Origin of the sequence: Paenibacillus marchantiophytorum, assembly GCF_014640555.1 — a bacterium.
GTDB classification, from domain to species: Bacteria; Bacillota; Bacilli; order Paenibacillales; family NBRC-103111; genus Paenibacillus_E; species Paenibacillus_E marchantiophytorum.
The window spans coordinates 67,086-85,431 of record NZ_BMHE01000033.1 but is presented as its reverse complement, the minus strand read 5'-3'; the positions used below and the strand labels follow the sequence as shown (position 1 = coordinate 85,431).

General features: G+C 48.8%; 13 protein-coding genes, 1 rRNA gene and 1 pseudogene. All 15 read right to left on the bottom strand.

Going from position 1 to position 18,346, the window contains the following annotated elements:
- Positions 1–122 (bottom strand): 16S ribosomal RNA (locus IEY34_RS24865); the annotation flags it as partial.
- A gap of 247 nt (positions 123–369) precedes the next feature.
- Complete coding sequence (locus tag IEY34_RS24860; protein WP_189016427.1) at positions 370–1,380, bottom strand: DUF1835 domain-containing protein; 1,011 nt, start codon at positions 1,378–1,380, stop codon at positions 370–372.
- A gap of 33 nt (positions 1,381–1,413) precedes the next feature.
- Positions 1,414–3,435: an NAD-dependent DNA ligase LigA gene (gene ligA, locus IEY34_RS24855; RefSeq protein ID WP_189016424.1), complete on the bottom strand. Its 2,022-nt coding sequence runs from the start codon at positions 3,433–3,435 to the stop codon at positions 1,414–1,416.
- A gap of 62 nt (positions 3,436–3,497) precedes the next feature.
- Positions 3,498–5,846 carry a DNA helicase PcrA gene (gene pcrA, locus IEY34_RS24850; RefSeq protein WP_189016421.1) on the bottom strand — a complete coding sequence of 783 codons (2,349 nt, stop codon included), beginning with the start codon at positions 5,844–5,846 and terminating at the stop codon, positions 3,498–3,500.
- Between the two features lie 3 nt (positions 5,847–5,849).
- Positions 5,850–6,551: a heptaprenylglyceryl phosphate synthase gene (gene pcrB, locus IEY34_RS24845; RefSeq protein ID WP_189016418.1), complete on the bottom strand. Its 702-nt coding sequence runs from the start codon at positions 6,549–6,551 to the stop codon at positions 5,850–5,852.
- 180 nt (positions 6,552–6,731) lie between these two features.
- The gene (locus tag IEY34_RS24840; RefSeq protein ID WP_189016415.1) at positions 6,732–7,196 is read right to left on the bottom strand and encodes a DUF6130 family protein; all 465 of its coding nucleotides are present in this window, start codon (positions 7,194–7,196) and stop codon (positions 6,732–6,734) included.
- A 668-nt stretch (positions 7,197–7,864) separates the two neighbouring features.
- Positions 7,865–8,069: pseudogene (locus IEY34_RS38165) on the bottom strand (transposase zinc-binding domain-containing protein); the annotation flags it as partial.
- Between the two features lie 106 nt (positions 8,070–8,175).
- Positions 8,176–8,886, bottom strand: a complete 711-nt coding sequence (locus tag IEY34_RS24835) for a spore coat protein (RefSeq protein ID WP_189016412.1) — start codon at positions 8,884–8,886, stop codon at positions 8,176–8,178.
- A 28-nt stretch (positions 8,887–8,914) separates the two neighbouring features.
- Positions 8,915–9,145: a hypothetical protein gene (locus IEY34_RS24830; protein ID WP_189016409.1), complete on the bottom strand. Its 231-nt coding sequence runs from the start codon at positions 9,143–9,145 to the stop codon at positions 8,915–8,917.
- Between the two features lie 131 nt (positions 9,146–9,276).
- Entirely contained in the window at positions 9,277–10,209 is a 933-nt protein-coding gene (locus tag IEY34_RS24825; protein ID WP_189016408.1) for a DUF4340 domain-containing protein, read from the bottom strand.
- Complete coding sequence (locus IEY34_RS24820; RefSeq protein WP_189016406.1) at positions 10,206–11,594, bottom strand: GldG family protein; 1,389 nt, start codon at positions 11,592–11,594, stop codon at positions 10,206–10,208. The genes IEY34_RS24825 and IEY34_RS24820 overlap by 4 nt, the downstream gene beginning before the upstream one ends.
- A 5-nt stretch (positions 11,595–11,599) precedes the next feature.
- Entirely contained in the window at positions 11,600–12,316 is a 717-nt protein-coding gene (locus tag IEY34_RS24815; RefSeq protein WP_189016404.1) for an ABC transporter permease subunit, read from the bottom strand.
- Positions 12,309–13,367, bottom strand: coding sequence for an ABC transporter ATP-binding protein (locus tag IEY34_RS24810; protein WP_189016469.1), 1,059 nt, complete (start codon positions 13,365–13,367; stop codon positions 12,309–12,311). The genes IEY34_RS24815 and IEY34_RS24810 overlap by 8 nt, the downstream gene beginning before the upstream one ends.
- Positions 13,368–13,626: 259 nt before the next feature.
- Complete coding sequence (locus IEY34_RS24805; RefSeq protein WP_189016401.1) at positions 13,627–15,135, bottom strand: coiled-coil domain-containing protein; 1,509 nt, start codon at positions 15,133–15,135, stop codon at positions 13,627–13,629.
- A 529-nt stretch (positions 15,136–15,664) separates the two neighbouring features.
- On the bottom strand, positions 15,665–18,214 hold the full coding sequence (locus IEY34_RS24800; protein WP_189016451.1) for a U32 family peptidase: 2,550 nt from the start codon (positions 18,212–18,214) through the stop codon (positions 15,665–15,667).
- Positions 18,215–18,346 lie beyond the last annotated feature (132 nt).

Here is an 18,346-nt window from a genome sequence, read left to right as displayed (position 1 = left end):
TACCTACGTGTTACTCACCCGTCCGCCGCTAACTTGTCCCCGAAGGAACAAATCCGCTCGACTTGCATGTATTAGGCACGCCGCCAGCGTTCGTCCTGAGCCAGGATCAAACTCTCCATAGTAGCGGACAATTGCTCGTCCGTATATCTGAAAGCTGAAATGCTCATTGACTTGCTAGCGAGATTTTGCAATCTCAATTGTAGTCACTTGCGTGACTGAATTTGCTGATTTGCTTCATTCATTTGTTCAGTTTTCAAGGAGCTTTATTGCGTTACCGTTTAAAGCGTTAATGCATCGCTCTTGCGGTGACAAGAACATATATTATCAGGTTTCAAAACGAAATGCAAGCATCTTTCTTCATCCATTATTTTACACCTTCAAAAGCCCCGTGGTTGCTGTATTTCGGCGCCACACCTGATCTCTTCCAAGCAAACGAACCCCACCAATCCAATCATCCACACCATTAATGGAAAGATGATCTCTCGCTCCATTATGAATAAGTATACCCAAATCGGTTATGCTGACTCGCCAATTTTCAAAGTCAAGTGGTAGAGCTTCACCATATTGGGGGAGTCTTCTGTCTTCACTTATTTGAAGAAGCGGCTCGGTGCACAGCCTAAGATCCTCAAGGATACCCCAAAACTGCAAATCACCAAGTCCATAGCCGCTGAGTTCATCACTTATCTGTTGGAACAAAGGCAGGATAGGCCTATCTGACTCTTTGAGACGCGACAAGATGAGCTGCTGTATAGCGTTCAATCCATTATACATCGACGGGTAACGGTCGTAATTGGCCTGCAAGGCCTTTATAAGAAAAGGCAATAGCGACAGATCTTCTTCCATTAAAGAAGCCAATAAATAAGGCTCAGCAGCGGATACCGCGGTCCAAACCTGATGAGCAAGGCGAAGTTGACCGACTTCAACAGGCACCCATGTGCGGTGCAAGCTTGCGATCTGATCCGTTGATAGCTGTCCCAAACCATAAAATATATCGATACCAGGGAACTCCCCTAGGCTTAACACTGACAATTGAAAAGGACGATTAGCCCGATCATGCAGACGAGAAAGCAGATAACAGAGCATCAGTTGATCATATAGATCGTGTTCAAACCATAAAACAACCTCATCAGTCTCCGCTGAGAGGGCGTCCAAAGCCTCCTCTTGCTGCTTGGCGGTAGCGCTGAATAATGCTTCAGGAATGCCATGGCGCTGATTCATATAAGCTGCTCTAAGAGGTAAAAGGGCGCTATCGGACATTCGCATGCCAATAGGCCCTTCATATAGAGACTCACGCCATACCAAAATGTCCCCATCGATCCCCGATGCTCGCAATTTATTGCCGAATGCGTCCCCGTTCACAATATGCAGAATTCTGGGCATGGCGTTGTCTCCTCTCTTCTGTGGCAATACGGTCTAACTTTCACCAAGCATCCGCACAAGCTCCTGCTCATCCTCAATAATCCGAATGCCCAGATCTTGCGCTTTGGTCAGCTTGCTGCCGGCACTTTCCCCGGCGATGACGATATCCGTTTTCTTAGAAACGCTGCCCGTAATCTTAGCGCCAAGAGCTTCCAGCTTCTTCGCGCATTCATCACGCCCCATGGTGGAAAGCGTACCTGTAAGTACGACGGTTTTGCCGAAAAATGGATTGTCGGGGCTCGCCAGAACAACAGCAGGCTCTTCCGCAATCGGATTGACGCCAGCAGCCAGCATACGTTCAATACTGGACACCATCACAGGGTCACGGAAGAACGAATGAATACTTTCGGCAACAATGCCGCCGACATCAGGGAGGCCGATAAGTTCCTCCGGCGCAGCGGCCATAATCTTCGTTAAGCTGCGATAATAGTCAGCTAACACCTTGGTTGTCGTCTTGCCCGAGTTGGGAATCCCGAGGGCATAGAGGAAAGAGGCGAGATCGCGAGACTTGCTCTTCTCCAGCGCGTCCAGGAGGTTACGCGCCTTCTTCTCTCCAAAACGATCGAGCTTCACGAGATCGTCGAATTGCAGCGTGTAAAGATCCGCAGGATCATTGACACCAAGTTCTTGATGCAATTGTGAAGCGGTCATCTCGCTGAAAAATTCAATATCCATCGCATCGCGCGAAGCGAAATGCGACATTCGGCCCACGAGCTGCGGACTGCAGCCGAGACGATTCAAACAGAAGAGATGAGCGCCGCGCATCTCAAGCTCACTGCCGCAGGAAGGACAATGCGTTGGAGCGACAATCTCTTCACCGTCATTCTCCTCGGTCACTTTACCGAGAATCTCTGGAATCACGTCATTGGAGCGACGGATATAGACGAGGCTGCCCAAGGCGTGCTTGAGATTCTTGCGTTCGATATCGCCAACATTGTTTAGCGTACAATTCTGTACAGTAACCCCTGCGAGATCTACAGCTTCAACGCGGGCAAGCGGCGTGATTTTGCCGGTACGGCCGACTTCCCATGAAACACTTTGGAGAATGGTTGTCGCTTCCTCGGCTTCGAACTTGTACGCAATCGCCCAACGCGGGAATTTCTCGGTATAGCCGAGCACTTCTCTCGTGCGCATATCGGTCAACTTCACGACACTTCCATCTATGAGGAAATCGAAGCTGAGCCGTTCTTCAGCAATCTGCTCGAGTTCGGCGCTTACTTCTTCTATTGTACTGAAGTACCGCGTACGGTTGCTCACTTTGAAGTGGTTGTCACGCAGAAACTGAACCATATCGAAATGATTTTCGAATTGAATCCCATCAGAATAGCCTACGTTGTAAATAAAAGCATTCAGCTTCCGCTCGGCGGTAACTTTGGGATTCAAGTTACGCAGCGCCCCAGCTGCTGCATTGCGGGCGTTTTTGAGTGGATCAGCGCCCGTCTGATTGTACGCTTCCAGCACCGAGAGGAACATCATTCCCTCCCCCTGCACCTCAATGGTTCCCTGATCATAGGGAATCTCCAGCGGAATGGATTTGATAGTTTTGACTTGCGCCAGAATGCCTTCTCCCACAGTTCCGTTGCCTCGTGTAGACGCTTGAACAAGTTTGCCCTGCTCATACGTAAGGTTTAGCGTAAGCCCATCAAACTTTAATTCCACCACATAGGTAGGATCCGGTAAAGGTTGTTCTGGGTTCTTGGTGTTGTAATCGGCGATCAGCTTGAGCACACGGGTGTGCCAGGTTTGCAGGTCTGTGGCATTCTGAGCTTTGTCCAGGCTCCATAGCCTGGATAGATGACGGTGAGGTTCGAAGCCTTTGAGAATGTCGCCGCCCACACGAAGGGTCGGGGACGAAGGCAGAACAGTCCCCGTCTCCTTCTCCAGCGCAGCTAGCTTATCATATAAAGCATCCCACTCTGCGTCTGTAATCGTAGGCTGATCCAGCGTGTAATAGTTGTGATTATGCTTGTTGATTTCTTGGATGAGGGTTGTCATTGCCGCGATGGCATCTGTCATTACGGGCTCTTCCTCTCTAATGAGAAATAAGGGATTGCGATTCATAAGAGTCAATCTCGTTACTATTGTTTGGTAATCGGCGCGAATTTAGCCAACAGGCGCTTCAAACCAACAGGCGCCGGGAAGGCAATCTGCAGCTCGGTGTCGTCACCCGAGCCTTTGACGGACACGACGGTGCCGATGCCCCACTTGCCATGCGCCACTTTGTCGCTGGCTTTGTAGTCCGGCACCGCCCCGCCTGCGGCCGGCTGCGGAGCCCGGAAAGCAGGCGCCTTCGCAGCCGCTGCAGGGCTTGGCGCTGCCGCGCCCGTGCTAGGCCGTCCGAAGGAGGACGGCGTGCCCCAAGCTGACGAGCCGGTCGTCCCGCGGCTCGTCGTCGAAGCGCTGCTGCCCCACGAGCTGGTGCTGGAGCCGCCGCGAGCAGACCGCGAGAAGCCACCGCCGATGGCGCTGCCGCCCGAGACGTTCTCCATGAGTTCCTTAGGAATCTCCTGGAGGAATCTCGATGGCGCGTTCGCCGCGGTGCGGCCAAAGAGCGTGCGCATGCGGGCGCACGTGAGGAAAAGCTCTTGCTCGGCGCGTGTGATGCCAACATAGGCCAAACGGCGCTCCTCTTCGAGCTCTTCGTTATCCGCAAAAGCACGGCTGTGCGGGAAGACGCCCTCTTCCATCCCGATGATGAAGACAACCGGGAACTCAAGACCTTTGGCGCTATGCATGGTCATCAGCACAACAGCGTCCTGTTCTTCCGCAGGTTTGTCCTTATCCAGCGTATCGATATCCGCAATCAGCGCCAAATCGGTCAAGAAGGAAATGAGGGACTTGTCCTCATTGCGTTTCTCGAAGTCCATGGTCACAGACAGGAACTCCTCAATATTTTCGAGACGAGCCTTGGATTCGATCGTATTCTCACGCTGCATCTCCAGGCGATACTCCGACATCTCCAAAATTTTCTCCGTCAACTCCGTCACAGATACGTATTCAACCATCCGGTTGAGGTTATCAATCATTTCCCGGAAATTAGCCAAAGCATGCTTCGCCTTCGCATTGATCTCTAGGGAATCGACTTCCTCCAGCATGGCATACAGCGAAATGCCTCTGCGCCCCGCCATCTCAGCCACTTTATCCAAAGTCGTACCGCCAATACCCCGCTTAGGCACGTTAACTATCCTATTCAAGCTAATATCATCGTCCGGGTTGGAAATTAGACGCAGATACGCCAAAATATCCTTGATCTCTTTGCGATCATAGAACTTTACGCCGCCTACGATGGTGTATTGGATATCTGATTTAATCAGAATTTCCTCGATTACCCGTGACTGCGCATTCGTCCGATATAGAATGGCGTGGTCGCCAAACTTTTTACCGTTAGCCTTATTTTTGTTGATCGTGCCTGTAACAAAATAGCCTTCTTCATGCTCGGAGTCCGCTTGGTAGAGCTTGATGGCGACGCCGCCCTCTTTATCGGTCCACAGATTCTTGGGTTTACGACCTGTATTGTTGCCGATGACTTTATTGGCAGCTTGCAAAATATTCGAGGTCGAGCGGTAATTTTGCTCCAACAGAATGGAGGTCGCATTCGGATAATCCTTTTCAAAATTAAGAATGTTCGAAATATCCGCTCCACGCCAGCGGTAAATAGACTGATCACTGTCCCCAACGACACAAATGCGCTTATGCTTCGCCGCAATCATCTGACATAGCATATATTGAGCCCGGTTCGTATCTTGATACTCATCGACGTGGATATATTGGAATTTATTTTGATAGTAGTCCAGTACTTCGGGAACTTCATTGAATAAATGAATAGTCGCCATGATGAGATCATCGAAATCCAGGGAATTGTTGCTTCTGAGCTTTTTCTGATAAAGTGTATAAATTTTCGAGGTTAAGCCGTCGAAGTAATCGCCGATTTTATCTTCAAATTGTTTAGGAGAGATGAGTTCATTCTTGGCTGTTGAGATGGCCGCTTGAAAGGTCTTAGGCTCGAATTTCTTCGTATCGATGTTAAGTTCCTTACAACAGGTTTTAATGACGGAGAGCTGGTCGCCAGAATCGAGAATCGTGAAATTCGAAGTAAATCCGATCCGAGAAATATCTCTGCGCAGCATACGTACACACATGGAGTGAAAGGTTGAAACCCAAATATCACTGCCGCTGCCGCCAACTAATTTGCCTACTCGATCCTGCATCTCGCGCGCCGCTTTATTCGTAAAGGTCAAGGCCAGAATGCTCCACGGCGCCGCCCTGCGCGTTCCGATGAGGTAAGCAATCCGGTGCGTCAGCACACGCGTCTTTCCGCTTCCCGCTCCCGCCATAATCAGCAGAGGCCCGTCCACCGCTTCGACTGCTTTGCGCTGCTCGGGATTCAACCTTTTAATCGCATCTAAGATATTAACTGTCTCGTTCATAAGTTACCTTCCTGTTCTATCCAAATTCACGTTCACGGTCTGGAGCGCCTGCTCCAAATCACTATAAATAATATTGCCTACGACAATGGTATCTGCGACATCCGCAGCCTGCTGCGCTTTATCCAAGCTATCAATGCCTCCGCCGTATAGCAGTCGAGCATTCTCCAGCACCTGGCGTGTCCGCCGCACTACTTCCATATCACCAAACACACCGCTGTACTCCAAATAAACAATAGACATATGAAAAAGCTTGTCCGCCATGCGGGCGTAAGCCGTCACGTCCTTGATGTCCAGGTCGGTACGGGCTGAAGTCAGCTTGGCTGCTGTAGCTTCCCGATTCAAGATGATATAGCCTTCAGCTATAATTTCATCCCAATTCAGCATAGCTCCATATTCTTTCAAGGCCTCATGATGCTGCCCGACAATCCACCTGGCATCATCGCTGTTCAGCACAATGGGGATTAAGAAGAGATCAAATCCAGGAACAATCGCCTCTTGATCCGAGATTTCGAGCACACAAGGAACCTCATATTGCCGAATTCTTGATAGCAAATCTACCGTATTATCAAACGTTACCCCTGTAGACCCGCCTACCATGATCGCATCCGTCCCCGACAGGCACAGACGATCGAGCGCTTCGTCCGAAATAGGCCGATCCGGATCAAGCTTAAATACATGCTTCCACTTACGTATATCGACGATCAATTGTTTCCCTCCGATTAGGGGCAATAATGCCATACTATCAACAGTCTATGCTACGCGTTCAGGCGTGTCAAATGACAAAAGACGGGCTAATCGCCCGTCTTTTCGAGGAATATGTACCTAGTGTTGCCTCTTGTACGTTCAAGCCTGATTTCCAGTTAAATACGCACAAATGTTCTGGATTTATTTAACTTCGATATTGAGGATTTTTTGGACATTGATATCGGTGTGATCATTTTGTTGAAGCTCCAGTTTAATCTCATGTTTACCGGTCGCTAAATTATTGAGCGTTAATGGACCCGCTTTGCCAATCATAGCTTTTTGTTTGCCATCGACATAAAGATGCAGATGTCCTTCGCCTTGCACCGCTTTTTGATCCATATGATCGGCTGTGATTTGGAAATTCGTTGTTTGGTACGTGATTGTTACGTTTCTTCCGTCAATTTTGGATACTTGGGCATCAATGGCAGGTTTCGCATTAGAAGCAACTGTTTTAACGCTGCTTTCTGTTTTCCCTTGTGTCACGGTTGCCGGGGCTTTGGCTCCTGCATTTGTACTGATCACTTCTTCTTTGGAACCACAAGCTGTTGTTAACGCCCCAAGCACTACTAACGTTGCTGCGCTGTATACCCACGTTTTTTTCATCATCTGCGATACACCCTTTTCCCATAAGTTTGGACATCCCATGTTCCTTATATATGTGTGACAAGCCGTTTCCATACCATGATTGTGAGAAAAGTGGGACAAAATATTGAGAAAAGCGGCTTTGCCGCCCTGAGAGATGAGCATCTTCATAACGGTTTTCAGCAATCTAGCGGATCCTAGTTCCCTTTGGGCTTTGCAATGACAGAAAGCATCGTGTGAAAAGGAACTATGATCCGCTAAATGGCTGGAACTGGGGTAAACGTAGCATGAAAAGGAACTGAGATTCGCTATTTAAGCGGAACCTGCTGATTCCAACCGGGAAATGGTGCAATAGCGGATTGTAGTTCCCTCTGGCGTGGAATATGGCGGTTTTCGGAATTATAGCGCACTGTAGTTCCCTCTAGATCCCTATAATGACACATTTTCCTACAATCGCGGCTTGACGTTCCCTTATCTCCGCGCGATTGCAAAGCTAGAGGATCTCATTCTGCCAAATAGCTTGTTTATATCTCCAAACCAGCAGCAATTCGAACAAATAAGTACGTTCACAGCTACCTTGTTCTCATCGCATCGAACCACTCCAACGTGATGGGGGCGCCTACAACCCAAGCCTGGAGACTGGCGTTAATCTCCAACATTTAAATTCTGGGCCAGCTTCACTCACCCCAACCCAAAAACATGTCTCTTAGACCTTCTTGGATGGTCAAGATAACATGTCGATGGTTGACTTGAGATACGTCCTCAGACAAGACTCGGCTCTACTCTTCCGTTTCCCCGCATGAACACGTCGTGCAGAAACGTCCCTTGCACCGAAAAGGGCACCATCTTAAGATCGTGGCACCCTTCACATGCGAGCAGCTTAAACCCTTTGTTCGGGTAAGCTTCGCTCACCCCAAAACATATAAATTCTTAAATATAAAAAAAAGACGCCCACAGCTCGGAAAGCTGCAGACGTCTTGGCACGATAACGCGATCTAGTCGCTTAGAAGCTATATTTGCTTCCCTCATGTTGCTTGTTAAGATAGGAGCTCTCGCTGGCAGTGCTCGAAGTTGGGGATAGCGCACTCGTTTGGCTGCTGAAGCTTGACGGTTGGTGAGCAGCAAAGTTTTGCGGTTGATTGTTGTTATACACGGCATTCGGATACTGAGATGCATTGATCATAGGTTGTATTGGCGCTTGATGCAAAGCTGCAATCTGGTTCTGCTGCTGACTTTGCTGCTGGTTCTGTTGCTGGTTCTGTTGCTGATTGTGCAACTGTTGTTGCTGTTGTGCCTGCTGCAAGATCAAGGATTGATCTTGCTGTTGATAGCCATCCGACGCGCCTGCGTTCAAGTTCTGCTGAACAAACGTTTGCAGCTGCGCGGCAGTTTGACTTTGCTTTTGCAGCTCTTGTTGAATCTGCTGCTGCTGCGCAGGCTGAATTTCATACGCGCCAAGCTTTTGCAGCTCCTGGAAAACAGCGGCTTGATCCTGCAATGTTTTTAGCAATAGCGTCTGAAATGTCTGTCTGATTTGCGGGTTAGCCGCTTCCAGAGCAGCCGTCGTGTATTCACGCGCACTGCGCTTAAGTTCAGAAAGCACGAAGTTCGCGAAATCCTGCTCTTGCAAGTGCACTTGCTGCTGTGATTGGTGTGATGGCTGTTGTGAATGCTGCTGCTGCTGTTGATAAGGGCTTTGATTTTGTTGATACACGCTTCTTGCACCTCCTTTTATGTACGAATTAATGGGTAATACCGGATTGTTGCTGCATGGTATTGATTAGGATGCTGATGTTTTGCAGCCGCTCTTGGGAAAGATGTGTCAACGTTTGTTTCAACGATGAACTCTGGCTGTTAGCTGCACCTTGTACGCAAAGCTTTGCTAACAATTCCTCATTTTTCAACGTATCCGCTAGGTACGAGAGCTCTTTGCCGCTAATGCTGTGGTTTCCTTGGCCTTGGTTGTTGTACATGAATTGTTACCTCCTTTCCGTTCCTTGATTGTAGGTTTCCCAAAAAATACCGTTTTATGTGTCATTGGAAAAAAAAGCTAAAAAACTGCCCCAAGCAGCAAAGTCGCTGTAAGGAGCAGTCTCTTTTTGAATTATGAGGCGGGCTGAGTCGGTTTCCCTGCGTAGGCATCCGCCAACTTTTGTATATCAGCCGTTGTGAGCGGATACGCCCATTGACCGCCTTGCTTAGCTAACCAGACTTGGTCTTGATCCAGCTTCCCTTCATACACGTCGGTAGTCTCTTTGCCATCCACGTTCAGGGTAAGCTCCACTTTAAGCTCTCCGCCTGCAACCGTCTTCTGAGCCGCAGGCTGCGGGAGTGCCGCACTATGCAGGAAAATAAGCTCATCCAATAACGGATTGGCATCCGAGCCTTTCAGCTCTTTATCTCCAAGCTTCCAGTTCGCTTCAGCGGCAACTTTATCTTTATCCGTTTTGGCAAGTGTCCAGGATTGCCCTTTCCACGTTACTTTGGCGGATTGCACCTTGTCGCTCTCGAATTTAAACGGGCTGGTGTCGGCAAAATCAAGCGGAGCTTTGCTAAGACCGGAGAGCGACTGATCACTCACCTGGTAGACAGCGGGTGAACCTTCAACTTGTACGTAAGAGAATCCTTGAATAGGAAGAGCCGTTCCGACCTTCAAGCCCTTTTTGGAGCCATCCTTCATCATAACCTCATAGGTAGCTACAGGTTTATCCAAACCATATGTAGCCGCATCGCTTGCCTGATCTTCCACTAGTTTGGTCGAGGTAACCAACCCTAGCGCATCCAGCCACGAATCCACTTGATTCGCATTGATGGGCACTGTGGTCGGCTTCTTCATGTCCCAGCCCTTGTCGTTTCGCGCCAACTCAACGGGTTCATCTGCTGTTTGGACAGTGAGCGATTGTACATCTTCTTGCTTCAGGACGATAAGTGATTTCGGTTCTTCTTTTTTCTCTTGAAAGAAGTTTTGGCTGGAGGCGTACCAGAACCCTCCGATGCACACAACGACTAACAGAATGGTAGGAATAAACCGTTTCATCCTCTTCTCCTCCTCCACCAGATCAAGCCGCCAATGACCAAGAACAAGAGAGGCAAGAACACGATAGTCAGAAGGAAAATGGTATTCGCCTGGCTAGGCGTAATCATCGCTTGCTGGAACGCATCTCCTTGGCGAGGGCGAATCGTAATTTGATCCTTTTGTTCCTGCAGCCAACCGATACTGTTCATGGCAAAATCCTTGTTGCCTTGATTCTGAATATCTTGATCCAGTACGAATGTCGAACCGCCTAGAATAATTGCCTTAGGTTTATTATCCTTATTGGCAATCGCATAACCCAGGTTGAGCGGGCCTTTCACATCGGTGGCATCCTGTTTGGTTTTGGACTGCGCGAGCAGGTTGATGTCTGTTTCACCATAAGCTTTATCTGTCGTTTTCAGAAGCAAGGATTGCGTGTAATCTGGCGCACTTTCATCTGCATTTAAGCTCGCAGCCAACGAGAGCATCGTGACCAGATTATTGCTGGACAGCTTATTCGTAATCTCGTGCGAACCGTAATCTGGAATAATCGTTAACGGATCATAAAGTGACGTTTGTTTCGTTTCAATGGCAATCGCATGCTGATCGACAATTCCATACGTTTTCATGATTGCATCAATGTTCTTCCACTTAGTCGCCATGTCTTTATTAAAGCCAAGCGCCAAATAGATTTTGCCTTTATCCTTCAGGTAAGCCTGAATCAGCTCTTCTTCTTTATCGTTCAGGTCATTTTGCGGCCCAAGCAGCATCAGCATCTGCGCATCATCCGGTATTTTACCCGCGACATAAAGATTAAGATCCTTCACCACATAATTGGCGGCTTCCAGACTGCTTTTCAAAATGGTCATGGCCGTTAGCGGATATTCTTGATGGCCCGAAAGTAAATAAACAGTATGTTTCTCTGTGGAAGTTAGGCTTGTAATCGCCTGAGTAAATTTCTCTTCTCCTGAGAAAGTGTAGGAACCGTCCTGCTGGCCCACAAACAGCTCATAGAAATTAATGTTCTGCTTCTTACCGCCTATTTCAAAAACAAGCGTACCGCCTTGATCAACACCATACTGCTTAGCCATAGAGGGCTGTTTGAGCATATCGTATTCATCATACGTAATTTTACTGCTTTGCTTCTTATACTCCGTGATCATATCGGTCACTTGCCGTGTAATAAATTCATTGCCATCGCCGCTATTCGTGAAAGCAATGACATGGACATCTTGATTTAGATTTTTGAGTGAAGTGACCGTTTGCTCTGAGAGCGTGAAGTTCTTATTTTTCGTCAAATCGACCTGAAAGCCTTTCAGCGAGTGAAGGAAAATGGTCAGAATGATGAAAATGCCGATAACGGCGATTGATAAAACAGTCGCATTAGTTCCCCGTATCCACTTGTTCATTCCGCTCACCTCCAACGCTTTCTTTCAAGGACTTGTATGCTAAGAACGAGGAATAGCGCTGTTAATGTGATGTAAAAGACGATGTCCCCGCCATGCAGGACGCCTTTTTGCAAATTCGTCAGGTGGCTCGTCAATGAGAATTGACCGACATAACCCTTGAGTTTGCCTGTCATGCCGCTGCTTACCCAATCCAGCAGCCATAACAAGAGCAAAATCACAAATCCGGTGATCCCCGCAACCATCTGGTTGTTGGACAGGCTGGATGCGAACAAACCGATCGCCATCATCGTGCAGCCCAATAAGAACATGCTCAGATAAGACAGCCACATGACAGGCTTATCCAAAGTTCCAAAGGAGGACATGATGAGCGGATAGATTAAGCTGATGCCCACGAGTCCAACTTGCACGATAAACGCAGATAAATATTTCCCGAGCACAATTTCGCCGATGCCGGCAGGCGAAGTGAGAAGCAGTTCATCTGTCCCTTGACGGAACTCATCAGCGATGAGGCGCATCGTTAACAGCGGGATGATGAACAGATACACGAAGGATGTATTGCCTACAACGGAACGCGCATCAACAATCGGAGGTTGGCCGTTCACGAAATTGATATAGAAGAAAAAGCTCGATAGCAGCACATAGAAAGCAAACGCCACGTAAGCTACCGGCGAAAAGAAGTACATTTGCAGCTCTTTGGAGCAAATCGCCCAGACTCTACGCATCGGTGTCCACCTCCTCTTTGGAGTCGGCATCCGGTGCCGCTGCCGAGTCCGTTGCTGCCGGTTCATCTGTCGTCAGCTTGAGGAAGATATCCTCTAGGCTTAGGCTTTCCCGCTTCATTTCGAGAATCGGGTAGCCTGCGCCGGCTAGACGAAAGAATAAATCTTCACGGATATCCGAGCGATCCGCAGAAGTAACGAGCAGCTTCACGGACGCTGCAGGCGCGGATGCGGCGTCAGCGGATGCTCCGGCTTCGGCTGCGACAGGTTCGCTCACCACTGGCGCGTCGAGCTCCTTGACTTCGCCAACTGCCTCTAGGCTGCGCAGCTCGGTCAAGATCCGCTCGCGAGGTCCCTTGACCTCGAGCGATACTTCGAACGTCTCGCCCATCGTGCGGCCGAGATTCTCCGGGCGCTCGTCGAGGACGACGCGCCCTTGGTTAATGATTAGAACGCGGTTGCAGATCGCGTTAATTTCAGGCAGAATGTGCGTGCTCAGCAGCACTGTATGGTTCTCGCCCAGCTCATGAATCAGCTGGCGGATTTCGATGATCTGCTTCGGATCGAGGCCGGACGTAGGCTCGTCCAGGATCAGCAGATCCGGTTGGTGCAAAATCGCTTGCGCAAGCCCCAAGCGCTGCTTGTAGCCCTTGGAGAGAGAGCGAATGATCTGCTTCTCGCGACCTTGCAGTCCCAGCTTGTCGATCGCTTCGCCGACGCGCAGCTTCTGCTCCCGTGCAGGCACATCGCGAAGATTCGCGATGAAGCGCAAGTAGGCTTGCACCGTCATCTCCGGATAGAGAGGCGGTGTTTCCGGCAAGTAGCCGATTTTGCGGCGCGCTTTCTTCGGGTTGTCAGCCATGGAGTGGCCATCTACCCAGATTTGTCCATGTGTCGGATTCAAATAGCCGGTAATCATGCGCATTGTCGTTGTTTTGCCAGCACCGTTCGGCCCTAGGAAGCCAACGATTTCGCCGCGCTGCATCGAGAAATCGATGTTATGCACGCCACGAGCATTTTCGTACAGCTTGCTGACTTGTTTGACCTCAAGCATCCAAGATCCCCCATTCATTCTTTTCGTTCCATATATCCATCATCACTATACTCGTGGAACAATAAACCAACCTTAAACAAATCTGAAAAATAGATTAAAAAGTTGTGTCTAAGTTGTGAACAAAAAGATGAGGTAGGGGGTTATTAGCATGCTGAATCATCGATTGCAGAGAATTAAACTGTAATCGCATGTGTTTATACAATAAAAACCCCCTAGCTGCTAGGGAGTTTCGAATGATTGATAAGGATCAATGAATAACTTAGAAACCTAATATTTTGGCAATCTTGTCAAGTAGTCTTTGCTGTGATGTTACTTGTTGAGAAATTTCATCATAACGTTGGTTTACTAGCTCCGTTGAAGCCGCAAGTATTTCACCTCGGAGATCTCGCTCCGCAACTTCCGAAACTTCAACAACCTTCTGCTGAACGGTTTCGATCACGTTTTGCAGTTCTGTTACCTTTTGCGTTTGGAACTGATTTCCCTTACGCAAGTTCTGCACTTCTGCCGAAATGCTTTCATAGCGCTGGTTCAATAACTCCTTGGTGGACGCAAGTATTTCACCTCGGAGATCTCGCTCCGCAACTTCTTCAACCTCAGCAACCTTCTGCTGAACGGTCTCGATCACGTTTTGCAGTTCTATTACCTTTTGCGTATGGAACTGATTTCCTTTATGCAAGTTCTGTACTTCTACCATAATGCTTTCATAACGTTGGTTCAATAACTCCTTGGTGGACGCAAGTATTTCACCTCGGAGATCTCGCTCCGAAATTTCCGCAACCGCAGCAACCTTCTGCTGAACGGTTTCAATCACATTTTGCAGTTCTATTACCTTTTGCGTATGGAACTGATTTCCTTTATACAAGTTCTGCACTTCTACCGTTATGCTTTCATAGCGTTCGTTCAATAACTCCTTGGTGGACGCAAGTATTTCACCCTGGAGATCTCGCTCCGAATCTTCAGCAACCTTCTGCTGAACCGTTTCGATCACATTATTCAGACCTTTTACTTCAACAGCTACAAACTCAATTTCCCTATGCAAAAATACTAATGTGGCAGCAACTTCATTCCTTGTGTCCTGTTCGAACAAATTAGTTATATGATGCGTGAGAATCTGAATCAGATTGCGCAGTTCCGTTACTTCTTCAGACAAGCCCGAAATTTCGATAAGCTTTGATTTTAACGTCTCGATCATGTTACTAAGTGCCGCAACTTCAATGCTTAATTGATCGAACTGAGCGTTTGATTGATCCCGCATAGGCGACAAAAGCCTACCACTTGTTAATGACGATATACCCACCTTTTGATTCAGATCGTCGACTCGCTCCATGCCATCCATCGGGGATTTATTTGCTCCCATTTTTTGCGTGAGGAGCTGTACCATGTGACTTACTTCCTTGGTTTCCTTACTTAATTGAAAGTTGGGATTGCTCAGAACTGAAGGTGAAATTGAAGGGTCTGCGGAGGGAGATAAAATAGAGTCAGGAACAATAGCCGGTGTAAGGGATAACGGCTTTTCATCCTGAAGTGCATGAACTACTCTCTGCGGCATTTCCCGTAAATGTTCTTTTATAGATCTAAGCGGTTTATTGGCGTCGCTCAACTTGGCAATAATCTCAAAGATTTCAATTGCTTCTTCTGTGTACCTTAGCGATCCACCAATTGCTTTAGTCGGAAGAAACTCCCGAAAATAATTGGACCATTCCACCACAGCTGCTCGCGGTTTTCCGATTTTACCAGCGATCTCAGTGAACTTATATGTCCTTTTCATTGTTATCCATCGCCATCCTTTCTTCTTACGTCCATTAGGCTTAGGCATTAGCTGTAACATATTATTCAGGGTGTTACACAAGTGACAGTAACTATAGGAAATTCGTTGTATTTCGTGAGATAAATCCAGAGAACGTGCTCCCTCTGTGTTTCTTACCTTGCCGCGCGAATAAACGAGTCTTATTCACTTTCCCAAAAAATGAGCAAAACGGCTTTGCCGCCCTGAGAGATGAGCCTCTTCAAAGCGACAAAACCTATTAAGGGAGGGAACTCTAGGGCGCTATTTCAGCAAATAGCAGGGATGCGAGAGCGTTAGCGGAACTACAGGGTCTTATTTCCGCGAAAAACGCTGAATTTCTCATGAAATATCAAAATAGCGCCCTGTAGTTCCCTCAACCTCACAATATTGACACTTTTCGCCAGAATAGAGGATCGACGTTCCCTTATCTCCGCGCGTGGCAACTGGGGTAACTCCTTAAAAAAACCCAGTACCTAAAAAGGCACTGGGTCTCTTGTCCATCGATAAATCCTTACTTCACTAATTGGCCGCGCGTAACACCAAGTTGGTTCGTAGCTTTCAATGAACGCCACACTTGTGTTCCGCTTATTTGTCCGTTAATTGCCCGGCGGTACAAATCAAGAATTTCACGGACTTTGTCCGGTGTCTCTTCCAGGAACTCGACTCGGAAAGAGCGAATGCCCAGATCCATGAAATGGCTCAAATACTCAGCGCCCGATTGATCGACGGCATTATACACCGTATTGCGGCAGCCTTCATCGACACGAACAGGATGAGACATCCCAACGCGATCCTGCAAGGACACGCTGTGGTCTTCACAAGGACGGCCACAGTTCGTGAAGTCAGTCCCTTCGCTCAGGAATGTGCAATATACACAATGCTCCGTATGGAACATCGGCATATGTTGATGGATCACGACCTCCAGCTTGGAGGCTTCGGCGCGGCGCAGCAGATCAACCATTTGTTGGATGTTCAGATCGTACGACGGCGTCACTTTGGCAAGACCCGCTTCGAGGAACAGCGCAGCTGCTTTGTGGTTCGCCACATTCAGCGAGAAGTCTCCGATAAGCTGCGGTTGCGGGGCATCCGGATTCTCCAAACGATGTTTCAAGAAGAAGTAAGCCGCCCCTGTATTGCGGATCAATACCGCATCAGGCTTGAGCTTGAGTATATGGTTAAAATAGCCCGTTTCCCCTGGCATATGAATGCGTGGCGTCACTAGCGCAATCTTGCGCCCTGCCGCATGAACGGCTTCAACGGCCGCAGGAAACTGCTTAATAAATTCAAAATCAGCGTAAATCAGTTGCACATCATCCGTCGTTTCTAACACAGCCTTCACCTGCTCGAGGTTGCGGCAAAGCGCAGTAAGCTCCACGGCGCTGCGATCCGCTAGGGACAGTGCAGGCGCATTGACGGCGGCTTCATGACGCTCCGTCACAGACGGAAGCACGTCATCATAGACGCCGACTTCGCGTTTGATGTATGAGCGAGGCTTCTGGCGCTCGTCTTCCATTAATTCGACAGCGCTGCGGCGCATGCTGTTGAGTTCACGCATCGGCACGATCAGCTCACCCACCAGTTGGACGTCCAACTGGCTAAGCTCATAAATCGTGCCGCCAAGGCGGCCGAACTGCTCAGTGAAGAGCTGTTCGTCCATCGGCCGCTTCTCTGCGCGCACCAGCGGCAGCTCGGATTGTACGAAGACGGTATGACCGCCTTGGATATCCGTCCACCAGCTTTTGAGCGGCTCGCCCTCTACGCCGGCAATTGTGATACTGACCGGGAACGTGCGGTAAGGCTTGTCGGTCTCGAAGGTCTGACGCAGACGTTTATCCAAATGCGGATCATTCGTCTTCCAGATGCGATCACCGACATGCAGACGGCTTAACTCGACATCGTTGCGTCCCATGACAATCTCGATAAGTCCGCCCTCGGCTTCGCCTTCGAGCTTCTCTCCCTTGCGGCGCAAATCATAGATTCGCCCGCCTTCTTCCTTCTTCGTCGGATCGCCCGCATCGAAGACGACACCGTCACCGCGCTTAATCGGCGCCTCCAGCTCACAAATCACGCCATCGCGCAAAATTTGCTTGATGCGGCCAACGAAAACCCCGCGACTCTTAGGGAATGTGCCGTCAACCAACTGCTTGTTGTTGGTTCCATTCAGGAACCCAACTGTAAAGCCGCGCGAGAAGCTTTGCTGCAGCTCACGAACCTCATCTTTGGACGGACGCGCATCTTCGCCATCGAAATAACGATCGATCGCGCGGCGATATTTGCTCACAACATTAGCGACATATTCAGGGGTTTTGAGACGCCCTTCAATTTTGAACGAACGCACACCGGCTTCGATCAATTCCGGCACAATCTCAATGGCCGCCAAATCTTTGGGCGACAACAAATAAGTTACATCGCCCATCGGTTTCTGCACGCCATCCACCATCAAGTCATACGGCAAGCGGCAAGCTTGCGCGCATTCTCCCCGATTGGCCGAACGTCCGCCCCACATCTCGGAAGTCAAGCATTGTCCAGAGTACGAAACACATAGCGCCCCGTGCACGAATACTTCCATTGGAAGCCTCGCCTGATCACCGATCTGCTTGATTTGCTTCAAATTATTTTCACGACCTAGAACAACGCGTTCAATGTCGAAAGGCTTCGTAAACTCAACCGCCTCAGGCGATGTAATCGTCATTTGTGTTGATCCGTGAATCGGGAAATCCGGGGAGATCTCGCGAATCATTTTAACCAGGCCCAAATCCTGCACAATCACGGCGTCAACACCCGCATCTACACAAGCTTCAATCAACTGCTTCGCCTCGTTCAACTCTTCTTCGAACACAAGAATATTAAACGTCAGGAAGCCCTGAACGCCATATAGATGAAGGAACGACATAATATCCGGCAGCTCGGCCATCGTAAAGTTATGCGCCCTAGCGCGTGCGTTGAACTTCTCCACACCAAAAAACACGGCATCCGCCCCATTGGCTACAGCCGCTCTCAAACAATCCCAATCCCCCGCAGGGGCCAATAATTCTATATCTTCTCTGCGTATCGTACGCATGGCAGCAAATCCTTTCAATACTTTCAATTAATAGAGCCCTCGGGTAAGCCTCAAAGTCTTCTCTTTAGTGTAACAGAAAGGATAGGTAGGAATCTAGGGCATAAGCCAATAACAAAGTTACCCAGAATCCGA

Bases quoted from the DNA above. Each gene is read 5' to 3' on its own strand.
- IEY34_RS24800 (WP_189016451.1), bottom strand. From the start codon at position 18,214: ATGCGTACGATACGCAGAGAAGATATAGAATTATTGGCCCCTGCGGGG.
- IEY34_RS24830 (WP_189016409.1), bottom strand. From the start codon at position 9,145: ATGTACAACAACCAAGGCCAAGGAAACCACAGCATTAGCGGCAAAGAG.
- IEY34_RS24810 (WP_189016469.1), bottom strand. From the start codon at position 13,367: ATGCTTGAGGTCAAACAAGTCAGCAAGCTGTACGAAAATGCTCGTGGC.
- IEY34_RS24820 (WP_189016406.1), bottom strand. From the start codon at position 11,594: ATGAACAAGTGGATACGGGGAACTAATGCGACTGTTTTATCAATCGCC.
- IEY34_RS24825 (WP_189016408.1), bottom strand. From the start codon at position 10,209: ATGAAACGGTTTATTCCTACCATTCTGTTAGTCGTTGTGTGCATCGGA.
- IEY34_RS24840 (WP_189016415.1), bottom strand. From the start codon at position 7,196: ATGATGAAAAAAACGTGGGTATACAGCGCAGCAACGTTAGTAGTGCTT.
- IEY34_RS24805 (WP_189016401.1), bottom strand. From the start codon at position 15,135: ATGAAAAGGACATATAAGTTCACTGAGATCGCTGGTAAAATCGGAAAA.
- ligA (WP_189016424.1), bottom strand. From the start codon at position 3,435: ATGACAGATGCCATCGCGGCAATGACAACCCTCATCCAAGAAATCAAC.
- IEY34_RS24815 (WP_189016404.1), bottom strand. From the start codon at position 12,316: ATGCGTAGAGTCTGGGCGATTTGCTCCAAAGAGCTGCAAATGTACTTC.
- pcrA (WP_189016421.1), bottom strand. From the start codon at position 5,846: ATGAACGAGACAGTTAATATCTTAGATGCGATTAAAAGGTTGAATCCC.
- IEY34_RS24860 (WP_189016427.1), bottom strand. From the start codon at position 1,380: ATGCCCAGAATTCTGCATATTGTGAACGGGGACGCATTCGGCAATAAA.